The sequence below is a fragment of the uncultured Faecalibaculum sp. genome, from assembly GCF_910588395.1.
Lineage (GTDB): Bacteria > Bacillota_I > Bacilli_A > Erysipelotrichales > Erysipelotrichaceae > Faecalibaculum.
Map to the genome: position 1 here is coordinate 51,994 of NZ_CAJUPA010000002.1, position 17,687 is coordinate 69,680.

General features: G+C 56.2%; 21 protein-coding genes. 18 read left to right on the plus strand and 3 right to left on the minus strand.

Annotation, left to right across the window (positions count from 1 at the left end; all coding sequences use genetic code 11):
• Positions 1-62 precede the first annotated feature (62 nt).
• From QZ305_RS00880 to ade, 15 genes are all read left to right on the plus strand, one after another.
• On the plus strand, positions 63-584 hold the full coding sequence (locus tag QZ305_RS00880) for a YqeG family HAD IIIA-type phosphatase (RefSeq protein WP_294729608.1): 522 nt from the start codon (positions 63-65) through the stop codon (positions 582-584).
• Positions 577-1,659 (plus strand): GTPase, encoded by a 1,083-nt coding sequence (locus tag QZ305_RS00885; RefSeq protein WP_294729609.1) that lies wholly within the window; start codon positions 577-579, stop codon positions 1,657-1,659. Before QZ305_RS00880 ends, QZ305_RS00885 begins: the two co-directional genes overlap by 8 nt.
• Positions 1,659-1,952 carry a YhbY family RNA-binding protein gene (locus tag QZ305_RS00890; protein WP_294729610.1) on the plus strand — a complete coding sequence of 98 codons (294 nt, stop codon included), beginning with the start codon at positions 1,659-1,661 and terminating at the stop codon, positions 1,950-1,952. The genes QZ305_RS00885 and QZ305_RS00890 overlap by 1 nt, the downstream gene beginning before the upstream one ends.
• On the plus strand, positions 1,949-3,076 hold the full coding sequence (gene nadD, locus QZ305_RS00895; RefSeq protein WP_294729611.1) for a nicotinate (nicotinamide) nucleotide adenylyltransferase: 1,128 nt from the start codon (positions 1,949-1,951) through the stop codon (positions 3,074-3,076). Before QZ305_RS00890 ends, nadD begins: the two co-directional genes overlap by 4 nt.
• Complete coding sequence (gene rsfS / locus QZ305_RS00900) at positions 3,064-3,435, plus strand: ribosome silencing factor (RefSeq protein ID WP_294729612.1); 372 nt, start codon at positions 3,064-3,066, stop codon at positions 3,433-3,435. Before nadD ends, rsfS begins: the two co-directional genes overlap by 13 nt.
• Positions 3,432-4,136 (plus strand): class I SAM-dependent methyltransferase, encoded by a 705-nt coding sequence (locus tag QZ305_RS00905; RefSeq protein ID WP_294729613.1) that lies wholly within the window; start codon positions 3,432-3,434, stop codon positions 4,134-4,136. The genes rsfS and QZ305_RS00905 overlap by 4 nt, the downstream gene beginning before the upstream one ends.
• On the plus strand, positions 4,133-4,810 hold the full coding sequence (locus QZ305_RS00910; RefSeq protein ID WP_294729614.1) for a 5'-methylthioadenosine/adenosylhomocysteine nucleosidase: 678 nt from the start codon (positions 4,133-4,135) through the stop codon (positions 4,808-4,810). The genes QZ305_RS00905 and QZ305_RS00910 overlap by 4 nt, the downstream gene beginning before the upstream one ends.
• 28 nt (positions 4,811-4,838) lie before the next feature.
• Complete coding sequence (locus QZ305_RS00915; RefSeq protein ID WP_294729615.1) at positions 4,839-5,225, plus strand: hypothetical protein; 387 nt, start codon at positions 4,839-4,841, stop codon at positions 5,223-5,225.
• Between the two features lie 150 nt (positions 5,226-5,375).
• On the plus strand, positions 5,376-6,299 hold the full coding sequence (locus QZ305_RS00920; protein WP_294729616.1) for a YihY/virulence factor BrkB family protein: 924 nt from the start codon (positions 5,376-5,378) through the stop codon (positions 6,297-6,299).
• Positions 6,300-6,404: 105 nt separating this feature from the next.
• A complete protein-coding gene (locus QZ305_RS00925) occupies positions 6,405-6,827 on the plus strand; it encodes a hypothetical protein (protein ID WP_294729617.1) in 423 nt (140 codons plus the stop codon).
• A 31-nt stretch (positions 6,828-6,858) separates the two neighbouring features.
• A complete protein-coding gene (locus QZ305_RS00930) occupies positions 6,859-7,347 on the plus strand; it encodes a hypothetical protein (protein WP_294729618.1) in 489 nt (162 codons plus the stop codon).
• Positions 7,344-7,898: a DnaD domain-containing protein gene (locus tag QZ305_RS00935; RefSeq protein WP_294729619.1), complete on the plus strand. Its 555-nt coding sequence runs from the start codon at positions 7,344-7,346 to the stop codon at positions 7,896-7,898. Before QZ305_RS00930 ends, QZ305_RS00935 begins: the two co-directional genes overlap by 4 nt.
• Positions 7,885-8,580 (plus strand): endonuclease III, encoded by a 696-nt coding sequence (gene nth / locus QZ305_RS00940; RefSeq protein WP_294729620.1) that lies wholly within the window; start codon positions 7,885-7,887, stop codon positions 8,578-8,580. Before QZ305_RS00935 ends, nth begins: the two co-directional genes overlap by 14 nt.
• The gene (locus tag QZ305_RS00945) at positions 8,529-9,131 is read left to right on the plus strand and encodes a histidine phosphatase family protein (protein WP_294729621.1); all 603 of its coding nucleotides are present in this window, start codon (positions 8,529-8,531) and stop codon (positions 9,129-9,131) included. Before nth ends, QZ305_RS00945 begins: the two co-directional genes overlap by 52 nt.
• Positions 9,132-9,652: 521 nt before the next feature.
• Positions 9,653-11,323: an adenine deaminase gene (gene ade, locus QZ305_RS00950; RefSeq protein WP_294729622.1), complete on the plus strand. Its 1,671-nt coding sequence runs from the start codon at positions 9,653-9,655 to the stop codon at positions 11,321-11,323.
• A 145-nt stretch (positions 11,324-11,468) separates the two neighbouring features.
• Here the strand turns inward: ade and QZ305_RS00955 are convergent, their stop codons facing one another.
• The 3 genes from QZ305_RS00955 to coaBC form a co-directional block, all read right to left on the minus strand.
• Positions 11,469-12,197: an Abi family protein gene (locus QZ305_RS00955; RefSeq protein ID WP_294729623.1), complete on the minus strand. Its 729-nt coding sequence runs from the start codon at positions 12,195-12,197 to the stop codon at positions 11,469-11,471.
• A gap of 386 nt (positions 12,198-12,583) precedes the next feature.
• Entirely contained in the window at positions 12,584-13,354 is a 771-nt protein-coding gene (locus QZ305_RS00960; RefSeq protein ID WP_294729624.1) for a type III pantothenate kinase, read from the minus strand.
• Positions 13,348-14,526, minus strand: a complete 1,179-nt coding sequence (coaBC, locus tag QZ305_RS00965) for a bifunctional phosphopantothenoylcysteine decarboxylase/phosphopantothenate--cysteine ligase CoaBC (protein ID WP_294729625.1) — start codon at positions 14,524-14,526, stop codon at positions 13,348-13,350. Before coaBC ends, QZ305_RS00960 begins: the two co-directional genes overlap by 7 nt.
• Before the next feature lie 410 nt (positions 14,527-14,936).
• Between coaBC and QZ305_RS00970 the strand changes: the two genes are divergently transcribed.
• From QZ305_RS00970 to QZ305_RS00980, 3 genes are all read left to right on the plus strand, one after another.
• Positions 14,937-16,010: a hypothetical protein gene (locus QZ305_RS00970; RefSeq protein ID WP_294729626.1), complete on the plus strand. Its 1,074-nt coding sequence runs from the start codon at positions 14,937-14,939 to the stop codon at positions 16,008-16,010.
• Between the two features lie 95 nt (positions 16,011-16,105).
• Positions 16,106-16,339: a hypothetical protein gene (locus tag QZ305_RS00975; protein ID WP_294729627.1), complete on the plus strand. Its 234-nt coding sequence runs from the start codon at positions 16,106-16,108 to the stop codon at positions 16,337-16,339.
• Between the two features lie 155 nt (positions 16,340-16,494).
• Positions 16,495-17,652: a glycerate kinase gene (locus QZ305_RS00980; protein ID WP_294729628.1), complete on the plus strand. Its 1,158-nt coding sequence runs from the start codon at positions 16,495-16,497 to the stop codon at positions 17,650-17,652.
• The last annotated feature ends 35 nt before the right edge of the window (positions 17,653-17,687 follow it).

Below are 17,687 nucleotides of genomic sequence, written 5' to 3' on the forward strand. Positions count from 1 at the left end.
GCGGCTGTACAATCTCCGGCACGAAACGTAAAATGGAACTAATGCCGGAGGGAGGAAATCCCGTGTTATTTCGACCAGACTACTACATATCTCATTACTCGAACCTGGACCTGGACAAGCTGAAACGCCAGGGCATCAAACTGCTGCTCTGCGACATCGACAACACCCTGGTGGCCTGGAACGATCCGGACAACAACGTCAAGGTGAAGCGCTTCATCGGCAGGGTGAAGCGTGCCGGCCTGAAAGTTGCCCTGGTATCCAACGCCATGCCAAAGCGCGCCAGCCGGTTTGCCCGGGATCTCGGCGTGGAAAAGGTGTTCTGCCTGTCCTGCAAGCCGCTGCCCCGGAACCTGAAAAAAGCCATGCGGTTCTATCACGTAAAACCGGAAGAAACCGCCCTGCTGGGGGATCAGCTCATGACCGACATCCTGGGAGCCAACCTGGCAGGGGTGTACTCGATCCTGACTCATCCCATCACCGAAAGCGACAAGTTCGACACCAGAATCAACCGGTTCTTCGAAAACCGGATTCTGGACCACTACGAAAAGAAAGGCGCGTTCAAAAGGAGGAAATTCGATGACTGAATACTGCAAAGGGTGCGGCGTGCAGCTGCAGAACGAAGATCCGGATGCCCTGGGTTATGTCCCGAAACTGGATGCTTCCTATTGCCAGCGGTGTTTCCGCATCCGCAACTACGGTGATGTGACCATCGACATGAAACAGGGCATCGAATCTTCGAAGACCCTGGACAAAATCAGCGAAGTGGACGGCACGGTCTTCTGGGTCGTGGATCTCTTCGCCTTTGAATCCAACCTCATCTCCCGCCTCAACCGCAAGCTCCCCGGCAAGGACATCGTGCTGGTGCTCACCAAGCGGGATGTGCTGCCGGAGTCTCTGACAGACGAAAAAATCTACGACTTCGTGGACCGGCGGCTGAAGGATGAAGGCATCGAAGTCAAGGACATGCTCATCGTGGGCGGCCTGCTCAAACACGGGGAAATGGCACAGGAATCCATCGACAACCTGAAAGCTGCCATGGAGTATTACCGCAAAGGCGGCAATGTCATCTTCATGGGGACAGCCAATGCCGGCAAAAGCACCCTCATCAATCAGCTGCTGCACTCCGGGGATCTCACTGTATCCCGGAACCCCGGCACCACCCTGGACCTGATTCCCATTGAACAGGACGGCTGGACGATCTACGACACCCCGGGCATCGAAAACCACCACAGTCTGCTGTCGGTTCTCCCGGCGAAGGATCTCAAAACCGTCATTCCCACCAAACCCATCCGGCCTTTTGTCTCGCAGATCTATGAAGACCAGTCCTTTGCCGCCGGCGGCCTGGCACGGCTGGATGTGCAGACAGACGGCAAAGCCACCGTGGTGGGCAACTTCTCCCGCAGTCTGCCCATTCACCGGGGAAAACTGGCCAAAGCCGATGAACTCTGGACAAAACACCTCAACGGCATGCTGTCCCCCGCGGCAGACACCAGTCTGCTCACCCTGCACACCTGGCATGCCCCGAAGCTGCATCCCGGTGAAAAAATGGATGTGGACATTGCGGGAATCGGCTGGTTCACGGTATCCGGCGATATCAAGGACGTGTATGTAAAAGCCCACAAGGGCGTGGATGTAACATTTCGAAAGGCGATGATCTGATGCTGCTCAATGCATCTCAAAAGAAAACACTCCGGAGCCTGGGACAGGGCATGCCGGCGCTGCTGCAGATCGGCAAGGACGGTCTGAGCGAAAACACCGTAAAGAATCTGGACATTCAGCTGGATGCCCATGAACTCGTGAAAATCAATCTTCTGAAAACCGCACCGCTGGATGTCCGGGAAGCCGCCATCGACCTGGCGGCGGCCACCGGCGCCAATGTGGTGCACATCATCGGACGCACCATTCTGCTGTACCGGCCCACGAAGGAAAACAAGCTGGGCATCCGCCTGTGAGCACAGCGGACTGCGGCGTGTTTGTGCCGCCGGTGCCCACCGCCGGACTGATCAGCCGCATTCCTCCGGTGCTTCTGCCCCGCCGGCGCATCGTGCTGCTGGGAGGATCCTTCGACCCGGTCCATGCCGGGCATCTGACCATGGCACGCGCTGCCCTGGATCAGCTGGAGGCAGATGAAGTGTGGTTCATTCCTGCCACACAGGCGCCGCTGAAAAGCCGCCCCCTGACTCCTGGTGAACACCGGCGGAAGATGCTGGAAATCGCGCTGCAGGATGAACCCCGGATGCGGGTGGAAACCTGTGAGCTGGAACGGGAAGGAGAGTCCTTCACCATTGACACCGTGCGGTACCTGAAAAAGGAACATCCGGACTGTGATTTCACCTTTCTGGTGGGCAGCGATCAGGTGGAGCAGTTTCACAAATGGAAAGAAGCCGATGCGCTGGCGCGGCTGGTGAAGTTTGCGGCTGTGGCCCGGGATGGGCGCAGTCCCCGGACAAAATATCCCATTCACTACATTCACATGGATCCCGTGCCGGTCTCCAGCACGGAAATACGCCGGGGCAACCGGCTGAATTACGTTCCCCAGGCACTGCTGGACTACTTTTACGCCAACCGGCTCTACTGCAAGGAATTTGTGCAGAGCCGCGTTCCCCAGCACCGCTATATGCACAGTCTTTCCGTGGCCAGACTCACCGAACAGTTTGCCGCGGCCGCGGGACTGGACGCCAATCAGGCCTGGCTGACAGGCCTGTTTCATGACGTCTGCAAAGCCATGCCCGCAGACCGCATGCGGCCCTGGCTGGAAGCCGTCTGTCCCCAGGAACTGACCATGCACCCCGCTGCCTGGCACAGCTATGTGGGGGCGCAGGTGACGGACCGGGTCTTCGGCATCCACGATCCCCGGATCTCCAACGCCATTTTCCACCATGTCAAGGGAACCAGCGACGATCCCCTGGCCATGTGTGTGTTCTGCGCCGACAAACTCGACCCGCTGCGGGGCTACGACAGCTATGATCTGATCGACCTGTGCTGCAGGGATCTGAAAGCCGGCTTTGAAAAATGCAGGGAAACCAACCGCGAATACGTGGATTCCCACAGGAAGGATGCAGTATGGACAAACTGACAGACGTCGTCATCGACGCCATTGAAGACAAAAAAGGCACGGACATCCGTGTCTACGACATGAAGGATCTTTCTCCGTTCATGGACACCATGATCGTGTGCAGCACCAGCAACCTGCGGCAGAACAACGCCGTGGTGCAGAGCATCAAGGACAAGCTCAGGGAAGAAAATCTGAACTGCGACATGCGGGTGGAAGGCCGGCAGGACTCCAAATGGATCCTGGTGGATCTTCAGGATGTGGTCGTGAATGTCTTTGTGCAGGACGAACGGGAGTTTTACGGACTGGACCGGCTGTACAGGGATGTGTTCATTGACCGCACCGAAGAAGCCGGTCGTCCGGCAGAATCCGGACAGGCATGAACTACGGCATTCTGGCCCGGTATTACGATGCCCTGGTCAAGGACGACGAAGCCACCCTTCAGTGGGTGAACTGGATCGGCCGCCGGGGCAGAACGCTTCTGGACTGCGCCTGCGGATCCGGGGAAATCACCCGGCAGCTGGCCGGCCTGTATGAACAGACAGCCGGCATGGATCTCTCTCCGGACATGATCCGGGCTGCATCCGCCAAGGACCCGGAAAACACCGTCACCTGGCTTGCAGGAGACATGACAGATCTTGACTCTCTGGGAACCTGGGACGTGATCACCTGTCTGTGCGATTCCGTCAACTACCTGGACCGCCAGGGATTCATACAGTGGCTGGACCAGGTCCATGATCATCTCAATGACGGCGGATGGCTGTGCTTTGACATGCACAGTCTGGACCGGCTGGAGGAATTTGACCAGGGGTATGTGGAAACCGGCACCTTTGACGACGGGACCCAGGTGCAGTGGGTGATCGAAAGCGAAGAAGACCGGCTGTACCAGGACTTCGCCTTCTATCTGACGGACGGGACCACCCTGCAGGAACACCATGTGCAGCATGTCCATGATCCTGCCTTTGTGGAAGAAGAACTGAAACGGCGCTTTGACATCGCAAGCGTCACCACGGACTTCGACCTGCCCGGGCTGCAGCCGGGAGAGAAGTATTTTTATATCTGCAGAAAGAAGGAGACAGCATGATTGGAATCATCACCGCCATTGAAGAAGAAGCCCAGGCTCTGCTGGGCATCATGCAGGTGAAAAGCGCCACGGAAACCGCCGGCATCCGCTTCTGGACCGGCACCATTGAAGGAGAAGACGTCACCATGGCCCTGGGCGGCGTGGGCAAGGCTCTGGCAGCCATGGCCACCACCCTGCTCATTGACCTCTGCGACCCGGACTACATCATCAACGCCGGCGTCGCCGGCGGCCTGCTGGAGACACAGAAAGTCGCGGACCTGGTCATCAGTTCCCGCATCATCCAGGCAGACTACGACACCTCCATCCTGGACGGCCCGGAAGGCAAAGGAAAGACCTTCGATCCGGACCTGCGTCTGGTGAACCGCGCCAGACAGATCATGGACACCCTGCAGATGCCCAGCGAACTGGGCATCGTGGCCAGCCAGGACAAGTTCATTGCCCTTCCCGAAGACATCGCCTTCATCAAATCCACCTGGCCAGACGCCGCCTGCGCCGAAATGGAAGCCGGGGCCATCGCCCAGGTCGCAGATGCCTTCCGCGTGCCTTTCATCGCCGTGCGGGCTCTCTCGGATGTCACCGGCCATGAAGACAACCCCATGGAATTTGAAGAATTCGCCAGAACCGCTGCCGACAGCACCGCCCGGTTCATCCGGAGCTGGTGCGCCAGCCTCTGATGGTAAAATGGGTGCGGAGGCGATTGATATGAGAATTACAGACAGTGCCAGAGAAGTTCTGCAGCAGGCCCTGCAGGAAACCGGCGCCCACGGCCTGCGTGTGGCCATTCAGGAGACATGCTGCGGCAAAAGCCCGGTGATCGGACTGGATGTCTACACCGAAGACGATCAGCCGGAAACCATCAATGACATCAATATCGTGATCCCCGAAGAAGCCCGGGACGTGGTGGACGGACTGGAAATCGATCTGGTCAACGGCGAACTCGTTGTGCTCAACACCGTATGCGGATGCGGCGGCCATGAAGGCGGCTGCTGCGGCGGTCATGGGGAAAGCCACCACGATCATGGCGAAGGCTGCTGCGGCCACGGCGAAGGCCATCACCATCACGGTGAAGGCTGCTGCCACCACGAATAAACCGCTGTTCGGAAACAGCGCCACTGCATGAAAACCGGCTGCCTGAAACACAGCCGGTTTTCAGGTGGAACCAGTGCAGGCAGCTTTGTCACAGTTTGCATGCCCCCACCCTGCCAGGCACTCCGCCGGCTCTGAAAGGAGAATCTGTCCGTGAACCTGTCTCAGGCCCGCAAAACCCTTATCCGCAAATTCGCTCCCCTCACCAGGCTCGTCACCCGGTGCATCCACGACGATCTCACCACCCGCGCTGCTGCGCTTTCCTACTACCTGGTGTTTTCCATATTTCCCCTGCTCATCCTCTTCAGCCTCATCATCGGCTCCCTGCACATAGACATCGCCGCCCTGAACACCTTTCTCTCCCACGTCCTGCCCGCCGACATGACCGCCATGCTGAAAAGCTACCTGGAGTACGTCACCCGGACCTTCGATGTCAGGCTGCTGATCTTCGCCCTGGTGTTCTCCGTCTACTTCCCCTGGCGTTTTATCCGCAGCCTCATGGACGGCATCCGCATCGCTTACCGCCAGCAGCAGGAAGACGGTGTGGTGAAACGGACCCTGAAACAGATCCTGTGCACCCTTCTGATCCCCTTCACCCTTGCCGCCAGCCTGATCCTCATTCTCCTTGGACAGAACGTTATCAGCTTCCTGGTCTCGCTGCTGGCCGCTGACACCCTGCGTCTCTCAGACCTGCTCCTCACCCTCTGGCAGTACGGCCGTTTCCTCATCGCTGCCGCCCTCATGTGCCTCTCCCTCATCATTCTCTACCGCCTCTCCATCTCCACCCGGATCCCGTTTCGATCCCTCCTCCCGGGAATCCTGTTTTCCCTCACCGCCTGGGTCATCTCCAGCATTGCCTTCTCCTTCTACGTGGAAAACTTCGCCGATTACAGCGCCATCTACGGCACCCTGGGCGCCTTCATTGTTCTCCTCCTGTGGATGTACCTCACCAGTCTGATCCTGCTTGCCGGCAGCGAAATCAACGCCCTGTGGTGGCTCAGAGCCTCTCTGCGCAGCAAACGCAACGCCATGAAGCAAAACGCCGCCGCACGCAAAGCCGCTTCTGCCGCCAGCTGACTGGCTGATCCGCTTTCGCTCCTGCCGATGGCCGCCGGTCAGGCAGGATTCCTTTCTTTCACAGGTGTTAGAACCGGCGGCAGGCGGGGCATTTAGAATGGGGGCATGAAGAAACGCATTGCATGGCTTGTGGCACTGGCCGGTGCAGTGGTGATCGGCAGTCTGGCGATCACTTCGCCGCTGGTGCAGAATCTGCTGTACACCGGACACCGCACCGGCGGCAGCGACAGAGCCCAGGGAACTTATGAACTGCAGGGAGAAGACCTGACGCTGAAGGAACCGGTCTTTGGCGGCGCCCAGAAAGACCCCCGCACGCTGCTGCTCACAGGATGCATCCGGCAGGATGGCGGAGAGGTGGCTGTGCAGCTGAGCGCCGGAAAGGAAAGCACGCCCCTGTGCAGCTATGCCGGATACTTTCAGCAGGAAGTCGTGCTTCCTGCCGGCAGTGCCTACATTGAAGTGGTCTGTCACGATTTCACCGGATATATCATGCTGGAGAGCCGGGATACGGGACACCAAGCCGGATGACAGATGTGCGTCAGGCGGTATAATAAAAACGATGCCAGCAAAAAACAGAAAGAAGAAGGGAAGCCGGAAAAGAACAACCTACGGACTTTCCATGACGATATTGCTCTGGGCCCTGGCCATCGGACTGGTTTCCGTGTTCTGGGCCCTCTTTATATCCGGTCCGGTGCGGCTGCACGACGCGCAGCTGTCGGCTGTGGAAACGGTGATCCGGGAAGAGGTCCCGGAAATCAAAGGACTGGAACAGAATACCTTTGCCTATGTAACGTGGCAGGGCTACACCGAAGAGACACTGTACTGGTTTGACAACAACGGTCACCAGCTCACCACCCGGGGCATCGAGACCCTGGATTATGACGCGGCGAAAGAAACCGCAAAAAAGGACTATGACATCGAATCGGATTCCATCCGGCTGGCCTTTGGCTATGACAGCCCGGTCTATGAGATTCACGGCTCCGGCCAGATGATCATGCTGGATTATGACACCCTGACACGGATTTATGAAAGAGAGGATGCGCATTGAACGACCGCAACGACTGGAACAGCCCCTGGATGGATCATGCGACCTGGATCCTGGGGCACCTGGAAACCCTGCATCTCACCCATCTGGAAGCACTGACGCTTCTGATGATCGAATATCTGAACAAGGCACAGATTCCTGTCTCCCATGACATTCTGTGCGAAAAGCTGTCCATCACCGCCGCCCAGGCGGAAAAGACCCTGGGAGATCTCAGCGACAAAGGCCTGCTGGATTTCACCATGGAAGGGGGCAGAGTCCGCTTCCAGACCCAGGGAGTCTATGACAGAGGCACCAGCGTGGGGCAGCCGCTGGCCAGAAGCCTCATTCAGGAGTTCGAAGACGCTTTTGCCCGGACGCTGTCCAGTCAGGAAATGCAGCGGATCCTGGACATGAGTGCGGCTTACGGTGAAGACCGGGTGCTGCTGGCGCTGGATGAAGCCATTGCCTATGACCACCCGGATACCAGCTACATTGAACGGATCCTGATGTCCTGGAAACAGAAAAACCTGAGCACGGAGGATCTGCGGAAAGGATACCGGAATGAGCGCCGGTAAGAGTTCCTGGACCGGGGATGAAATCATCCGGGAGCTGGAGACAATCTTTCCGGATGCCGAGTGCGAACTGCATCATGACACGCCGTTTCAGCTGCTGGTTGCCGTGGTGCTGTCGGCACAGACCACAGACGCGGCGGTGAACAGAGTCACACCGGCACTGTTTGCGGCTTATCCGGATGCGGCCTCCATGGCTGCCGCTTCCCCGGCTCAGCTGGAGCCGTACATTCAGAGCATCGGGCTGTACCGGACCAAGGCGAAAAACATCGCGGCGCTGGCCCGGGATCTGGAAGAACTTCACGGCGGCCAGGTTCCCTCCAGCCGCAAAGAACTGGAATCCCTGCCGGGCGTGGGGCGGAAAACCGCCAACGTGGTGCGCAGCGTGGCCTTTGGAATTCCCAGTTTCGCGGTGGATACCCATGTGGACCGGATTTCCAAGCGCCTGGGCCTGGCAAAGCCCCAGGACCCGGTGGAGAAAGTGGAAGAAAAGCTGAAGCGGAAAATCAGCCGGGAGCTTTGGAACAGGGGGCATCACGAAATGATATTCTTCGGACGCTATTTCTGCACAGCCCGCAATCCCCGCTGCACCGAATGTCCTTTCACCGCGATCTGCAGGAAGGAGAAGCTGGAAGCATGGAAAACACAGCAGAAGAAAAACGCCCGGACAGCCAGCACAAAAGACTGATTCTGATCCGTCATGGACAGACAGAGTTCAATACGCAGAACCGGCTTCAGGGCTGGAGTGATTCGCCGCTGACAGAAGAAGGCCGGAAACAGATGGAAATCTCCGGTGCCATTCTGAAGCAGGCCGGGCTCCAGCCAGATGTGATCTGGTGCAGCGATCTGGGACGGGCGGTGGAATCCGCCGGAATTCTGCTCCCTCATGCCAGCCGGATGGCCATGCCGGCGCTGCGGGAGTATTCCTTTGGTGAATTTGACGGAAAACCCTCGGCACAGGCACCCGGCTGGGACGAGCTGCCGGCGCATGGGGCGGAGGATTTGACAGCAGCCCGGGACCGGCTGGCCAAAGGCATCGGCTATATTCTCAGTCAGACACCGGAAGGCCAGAGCGCGGTGGCAGTCACCCATGGCATAGCCGCCAGTCTGATTCTCACGCTGGCAGAATGCGACAGGCAGCCGGAATGGTTTTCCAATGGCTGTCTGCTGGTGTTCGACTGGGATGAGGAAACCCTGCGTCTGCAGGAAATTCTGAACAATGAACAGGGTAAAGAATAATCACATATTATCACACAATGCGGCGTTCTTTAATCCACATCGGACTGGTATCCTATGGGTGAGCCAAGGATAGAGGCTCACTTCATAATCAAATTCCCTTTCTTAAAACTTTCTTAGAATGGAGACCGCAAGGTCTCTTTTCTAATGCCAGGCGGAGTATAATGGCATTTAAAAGCGTTTACTCCGGGAAAATGTTGCCCGGCGTAAAAATCCGAGGAATTTACATCGGTAAAAATATGACTGAGGTAAAAATTCTTGATCAGATGAAATTTCTTACCCGGTTCAACCGGAATCACATAATATCACACAATATGGCAACGATTAAAACATAGTGGTTTGGTATCTTATGAGTGAGCCAAGGATAGAGGCTCACTTCATAATCAAATTCCCTTTCTTAAAACTTTCTGTAAAAGGCCCGCGCAAGCGGGCCTTTTGCATGGAAGAGCAAACCTGCAGGCCCGGGATTGGAAAACCGGGCAGCCGGCGGGTACACTGGGAAAAAGAGAAAGGTGTGTTCTGCCTTGAAAACACTGTACAAAGACGCCTGGGTTCTGAATGTCTATACCCGGGCTTTTGAAAAAACCGATCTGCTCACAGAAGACAGCCGGATCCTGGCAGTGGGAAACGACCTGGATCAGGAAGCGGAGAGAATCTGTGAGCTTGCCGGAACCTGGATCATCCCCGGTCTGCTGGATGCCCACATGCACGTGGAAAGCACCATGATGACCCCGGCCTGGCTCTCCGAAGCGCTTCTGCAGCACGGGACCACCGGGATTGTGGCGGATCCTCATGAAATCGCCAATGTACTGGGCACCGGGGGCATACAGGGAATGATGGATCAGGCTGCGGATGCGGATCTGGATATCTGGTGGACGCTGCCCAGCTGTGTGCCGTCTTCCCCCATGGAAGCCGGTGCCCGGAGGCTGCAGGCAGCGGATCTGAAACCGTTCTGGCAAGAGCCTTCCGTGATTGGCCTGGGGGAAGTCATGAATGTGCCGGGGGTGCTGTGCCGGGAGCCGGATCTCATGGAGAAAATCCGGGATGGTCTGCAGGCCGGAAAACGAATCAACGGTCATGCCCCGGGTGTGACAGGCCGAAACCTGGATGTGTATGCAGCCACGGGAATCACAGACGACCATGAATGCTCCAGTCTGGAGGAGGGCATGGACCGCATTCGCCGGGGAATGACCGTTCTGATCCGGGAGGGCAGCGCAGCCCGGAATCTGGAAGCCCTCATGGGGCTCTTCCAGGATCCCTGGTGCCGCCGGTCCCTGCTGTGCACAGATGACCGCCACCCGGCAGATCTGCAGGCACAGGGCCACATCGATCATGTGATCCGCAAAGCCATTTCCCTGGGAGCCGATCCGGTCACCGCCATCTGCATGGCTACGGTGCAGACGGCGGACTATTATGGTCTGAGAAACAAAGGAGCACTGGCACCAGGAAAGGATGCGGATTTTGTCGTGTTGTCAGATCTGGACACTTTTGCGATTCACAGCGTGTACAAAAACGGAAAACAGGTCCGTCCCGGCGAAACTGAGGGCCATCCGGCTTTCCTGAAAACAGCCCGGAACACCGTGCATCTGGACCCCGCAGTCCCCTCCCGGTTTGCACTGCCCGGGGAAGGAAAACAGCGGCTGCGGGCGATTCAGTGGCCTGTCGGCACTCTGGTGACAGAGGAGGCCATCTGTGAAGCTGATCCCCGGAATCTGCCGGAGAACCTGGCGAAAGCCGCGGTCCTGGAACGGCACCGGGGGACTGGTCTTGCCTTCACCGGTCTGATTCAGGGCAGCGGACTTGTCCGGGGGGCTGTCGCCAGCACAGTGGGACACGATGCCCACAACCTGCTGGTGATGGGAAAGGATGACCGGGATATGGCGCTGGCAGCCAACACACTCCGGGAAATCGGCGGCGGTCTGTGCACCGTGCTGGATGGCAAGGTTCTGGCTGTGGTACCGCTTCCTGTGGCAGGGCTTATGGCGGAAGAAAGCCTGGAGGATCTGGCGCAGCGGGAAACGGAGCTGAAGGCTTCTCTGCGGGCTCTGGGTGCAGATCCGGCGGGAGATTTTTTCATGACGCTGTCGTTTCTGTCTCTGCCGGTGATTCCGCATCTGAAACTGACCGCCCATGGGCTGTTTGATGTGGATGAAAACCGGATCGTGCCCCTGCAGGCAGATCTGTCTGATGCATAGAAAAAAGGGGAAGCGGCGCATGCTGCCGCTTCCCCGGATGAACCCGCCTCGGTCCGCAGTACTGCCTGAGCAGCCTGATGCGTGGGAGTTGATATTTTCAGTATACTGCCAGATTCAGTAGATGAAAAGCGTGTATCATGTCAGTTTAAAGAAATGGATCTGCAGATAAGTATCCCATCCAGTCTTCCGGAAATCCAGCACAGTCCGGGTGTATCAGAGACTCGTTTTGCGCAAAGACTTCGTCAAGTCTCTGACAAATATCAACCCAGAATGGCTGATTGGCTGTTTCGAGCAGACGTTTCATGATCAGAAATGCAGAGAATAGTTTTCCGGGATATCTGGCAGACGCAGTTTTATCCTCTTTCAGAAGTTTGGGAGCTTTTTTCAATGGACGGTTGAAGAGGGTGGTATGGTGGCAGCACATATTTCTCAAAGCTGCCAGAGCCGATAACCAGCTGCCTATGTATTCGCTTTTATAGCCAAATCTGTCAGCCAGATCTTTACGATCCTGTTTGTGCATGATTTTATACAGTTCGTTCAGAGTGCCGAAGGACAGATATTCGACTGCAATGGAAAATGGAACAGGCTGAATGAAGCTGCTGTGCGTTCTATGGGATTTATCGTAATGATGTACTATGTCCTGGCTGCACCTGTGGATGATTGAACTGTGTCTTGAGACTGTCTGATTTGCAGATGGGGCTGCAAAGTTATTGCTGTTAAGGTATCCAAAAGGACCGTATTTCTCTGTCAGCAGTGCAGAAAGGCTTGACTTCATCTGCAGCTCCACCATTTCAAGTGCATCTCTTGTAATGCTTCTGAGCCTGCAGTCAAACAGAAAAATCTGATAGAGATGTTCAATATACACTCCTTCCATAAAACTGTCCGGTTTTCAGGATCCAGCAGTTCAGAACCATATTGCCAAAGACGGTCCACACTGATTCTTCTCAGGATAAGATGAGCATTTTCCTGGCAGAGAATCAGCAAGCCATATTTGCGTGTGAGGGTGTGAAGCTGCTGTTCGTAATATGAACAGGAAGGGAGACTGTTCTTTATTGTCATATTGCAAAACCTCTCGATATTGCTCCAGAGAGCAATAATCACGTATGTTTGTTTCCTGACTGTGCTGTGAGAATATAAAAAATTACACAAACATGCAACTTATTTCAGGGGTTTTACAGAGTATAAACAGAAAAAAGGGGAAGCGGCGCATGCTGCCGCTTCCCCGGATGAACCCGCAACCCAGCGGGTTTTTTGTTTCGGCTACTGATCCTGGTTTTTGTCGTAGATGGTTTTCAGACCTTTGAAAATCAGGTCCGGATCATACACATCGATCAGATCTGTCGCCCCGCAGATCACACGGCCCAGTCCGCCGGTGGCAATGACCCGGAAATCCTGTTTCAGTTCCCGGCGATACTGCTTCACCGTGGTCTCGAAGCCGCCCAGGAACTGGAAGAAGATTCCTGCCTGCATCTCCGTGGCTGTGTTGCGCGCCATGATGGTCTCCGGCATGCGGATCTCCACCTCCGGCAGCTGCGCTGTCCGCCCCCACAGGGCATTGGCACCGGATTCGATACCCACAGATATGGCGCCCGCCCGGAAGACTCCGTGTTCGTCCACATAGTCGTAGGTGGTCGCAGTTCCGAAATCCACCACCAGCACCGGGCCGCCATAGGTATAGTAGGCGCCGGCACAGTCGGCAATCCGGTCTGCTCCCACAGAGCGGGGATTGTCCAGCTGCACGCTGATTCCGGTCTTGATGCCCGGGCCCACGATCAGCGGCTCAATGTGCAGATACTTCACAATGGCGTTTTTCAGCGAGTGCATGATTTTGGGTACCACACTGGATACAATCACGGCATCCACATCCGACGGGGAAATGTCAGCCAGGTCCATGAATGCAAAGAGCAGCACCGCGATCTCGTCACTGGTGCGGCGTTCCGCCGTGCTGGCCCGCTTTGTAGCCACCAGTTCGTCTTTGTCGTAAAACCCGATCGTGATATTGGTGTTTCCCACATCCACAGCCATCAGCATGTCAGTGCCTCCTTCAGGATCCTGAATCCCAGTTCTTCCTTGGTGGTTTTCTCCAGCCGCCTCGTTTCCCGGGGCGTAATGAACAGCACCACATTGGTGTCTGTGCCAAAACCGGCGCCGGGCATGAACAGATCATTGGCCACCAGCAGGTCGCAGTTTTTGGCTTCCAGTTTGTGACGGGCATTGGTTTCCAGATTCTGGGTCTCCATGGCAAACCCCACCAGTTTCTGCCCCGGCTTCTTGTGTTCGCCCAGCCAGGCCAGAATATCCGGATTGGGCTCCAGCTCAGTGACCAGGGCGGCATCCCGTTTCTTGATTTTCTGATCCGCCACCTGCGCCGGACGGAAGTCAGAGACAGCCGCTGCCAGTACAAAGACATCAGCCCCGGCACGGGCTTTCACGGCTTCAAACATATCCAGCGCCGAAACCACCGGCACCACCTCCATGCCCCAGGGAGCCGGCAGAGCGACCGGTCCGGTGATCAGGGTCACGTCTGCGCCCATATCCCGGGCGGCTTTGGCAATGGCATAGCCCTGTTTCCCGGTGGAATGATTGGAAATGAAGCGGACCGGGTCCAGAGCTTCCTGAGTCGGACCGGCAGTGACCACCACCCGTTTTCCCGCCAGGGGTTTTTCCTGAAGCGAGGAGAGAATCACTTCCGCTATGGTCTCCACATCCGGCAGTTTCCCCTTGCCTTCATCCTGACAGGCCAGGTGACCGCTCACCGGTTCCAGCACCTGCCAGCCGCGGCTGCGAAGCAGATCCAGGTTATCCTGCACCGCCGGGTTTTCATACATATGCACATTCATGGCCGGACACAGGATCCGCTGGCGGAAAGCTGCCAGACACACCGTGCTGGCCAGATCGTCCGCAATGCCATGGGCAATCTTGCCGATGATGTTGGCTGTAGCCGGCACCACACAGACAGTGTCTGCCCACTTGGCCAGATTGACATGGGCAATCGGGTCTTCCGGGTGGTCTTCAAACAGCGTGGTGAGCACCGGCTTGTGGCAGAGGGACTCAAAGGTGAGAGGCGTGACGAATTTCGTCGCATGGTCGGTCATGACCACCCGGATCTCATGTCCGGTTTTCGACAGCCGGCTCGTCAGATCACAGGCTTTGTATGCCGCAATCCCGCCCGTCACGACAATCAGAATATGTTTGGGTTCCATGAACAGTCCCTCCTCAATCAACTCAGTATATCTTTTGCCGCAGGCAAAAAACAAGTGCAGCCCCCGCAGGGACGGAAGTCCGGAATCTGAAACGGAATTCAGGCGGAAGATACCGGCTGGCACAGGACTCCGGGCGCTCCGGAGACGGGCGTCATATTCTGCAGCCAGGATGGAAATGTCATGCGTGCAGATTCATTTCAAATGTCATTTTATGAAGCGATGCACGGCTTTGAGGTGACAAAAAGATGAAGCGGAGAAGCCCGTCAAACGCAGTTTTCAAAGGCACATGACTCGTTTCTTTCGTTCATAAGTACGCAATATTCAGAAGTATGTCACCTGGAAACGGTGAAAATATGGCTTGAATACTTCTTCTTTCTCCTCCATACTGCCCTCGGAAAGGAGGACAGGAAATGAAGGATTCCGGAAACACAAACCGGCCTGAGACTGTCAGAACCAATGCCAGGCAGGTGGCAGCCACAGACCGGCCTGCTTCGGATTCCGGGGCAAAGGCCATGCTGCATGACAAACAGATTATTTCCCTGGTTTTGAAACGGACCTGCAATGAGTATGCCGGATTCTCTGTCAGACAAATCAGCAGCCGGATTCAGGAAATGTTCCGGATCAGTCTGAATGTGGAGAACGATCTGGAAGCTCTGAACGAAAAAGTTGAAACGATGGATCCATCAGTCACTGCAGCAGGTGAAGGAACCACCATCAATGACCAGGCGTATCTCATTCAGGATATGGAGAGTGAACAGCTGTATGTGGTTGTCATGGAGGTAAACAACGGATTGGGATCCGCTGATGTCATGGGAAACCGGGATCTGTACTATGTCAGCCGCACGATCTGCAGCCAGAGGAACCGGATCAACGGAATGAATACAGCCTATGAAGGATTGAAACCGGTGAAGGTGGTATGGATCTATCCATCTGCCGGTTTTTCGGATGTGGTGAGATGCAGACTGCAGGCGGAAGCAGAGATTGGGCAATATCCGAAAGTGAAACAACTGTGTGATCACCTGGGATTCATGGTGGATAATACGCTTGTGTTCATCGGGCCCGAATGGGACAATGCAGATAACGAGACGATCAATGGTCTGGGGCATATTTTCCGGAACAAGGACCGGCAGATGGCTCTGGCTTACATGGAGAAGGAAGGTGTTGTCATGAGTGCGGAAGTTGTAAAGGCAACGAATGAATACTACAACGACTTTCAGATGCTGATCCCGCCCAGTGTGATGGAAAGAGCCATGGATGACCTGAACAGAAGGCATCAGGCGGAACTCGCTTTGAAGGATGAACAGCATCATGTGGAACTCGCTTTGAAGGATGAGCAGCATCAGGCAGAGCTCGCTTTGAAGAACGAGCAGCATCAGGCAGAGCTCATTTTGAAGGATGAGCGGATAGATCAAGTCGCGTCGGAACGGAATGCAGCTCTGAAACGGATTCAGGAACTGGAATCTCAGCTGGCAGCAAAAAGCTGAGTCTGGTTGAAAAGCCCATCAGTGTTCCGGGTCACATTTTTCGGAACAAGGACCGGCAGATGGCTCTGGCCTGCATGGAAAAGGAAGGTGTTGTCATGAGTGCGGAAGTTGTGAATGCAACGAATGAATACTGCAACGACTTTCAGATGCTGATCCCGCCCAGTGTGATGGAAAGAGCCATGGATGACCTGAACAGAAGGCATCATGTGGAACTCGCTTTGAAGGATGAGCGGATAGATCAAGTCGCGTCAGAACGTGATGCAGCTCTGAAACGGATTCAGGAACTGGAAGCACAGCTGGCAGCAAAAGACGCAGACGCCGGTCAATAACAGATACCACCGGTTTTCAGAACCATAAACAGATGCAGCAGCCGCAGGACTCCTTCAGGAGACACCTGTGTGATACTGCACCTTTTTTTTGCATCCCTCAGCCAGGAGAAACAAAGGATTTTTACACGAACAGTCCCCTCTAGTACAATAAGGCCATGGAAATCGTAGTAGCCTGCGACTCCTTCAAAGGGTGCATGAGTGCCCCGGAAGCAGTACGCAGCATAGAAAAAGGAATTTGCCGGGCAGACCCCGGCCACAAAGTCCGCAGCTATCCCATGGCAGATGGCGGGGAAGGCACGGCGGAAGTATTCGCCCGCTACGGCAAAGGACGTCTGGTGGACTGTCCCGTGGTGGATGCCTATGGAAAACCGGTCATGGCCCGGTACTGCTGGAATGAAAAAGACAAAGTGGCGATCATGGACGCCGCCAGCGCCATTGGCCTGAGCCGCACACCCCGGGACCGCCGGAACCCCATGATTGCCAGCAGCAGCGGTGTGGGCATGCTCATGCGGGAGGCCATAGACCGGGGGGCAAAGGAAATCATCATGGGCCTGGGCGGTACTGCCACCAATGACGGCGGCATGGGCCTGCTGGCGGAATTCGGCGCGGTGTTTTACGACAGCAGCCGCCAGATCCTGCCTCCCTGCACCTACAGCCTGGACCGCATCGCCTTTATTGACAAACGGCGCTGCCGGCTCCCCCGCCACGTGAAAATCACCGTGGCCTGCGACGTGAAAAACCATCTGCTGGGAGAAAACGGTGCCACCTATGTCTTCGGCAGACAGAAAGGGCTGTATCGGACACAGATGGTTCAGGTGGACGAAGCCATGGTTCATTACCGGGACAAGATCCGCCAGACCTTCCACGTGGACATGGATGAACAGGACGGCTCCGGCGCAGCCGGGGGCATTGGCGGTCTGCTGCTGGCGGTGTTCGGTGCCCGGATGGTGCCGGGCATTGAGCTGATCATGGAATACAGCGGGCTGGAAGACGCCATTGCGAAAGCCGACATGGTGATCACCGGCGAAGGCCAGACAGACCGCCAGACGCTCTTCGGAAAAGTTCCCTATGGCGTGGCCTCCCTGGCAAAAAAACACGGCGTTCCCTGCATCTGTCTCTCCGGGGCCCTGGGAGCGGGATATGAAGGCATGTATGACGCCGGCTGCATCGGGGTGTTTTCCACCGCGGACAGAGCCATGGACTTTACCACAGCCCTGCGGACAGGAAAGCAGAAACTGGAAGATCTGGCCTTCGGAATCATGAAAATGACCGACGGTCTTCGGGCAAAAACAGCACAAAACGAACATAAATAAGCAGGGCGATATACAGCATGCAGGAGACTGCCTAT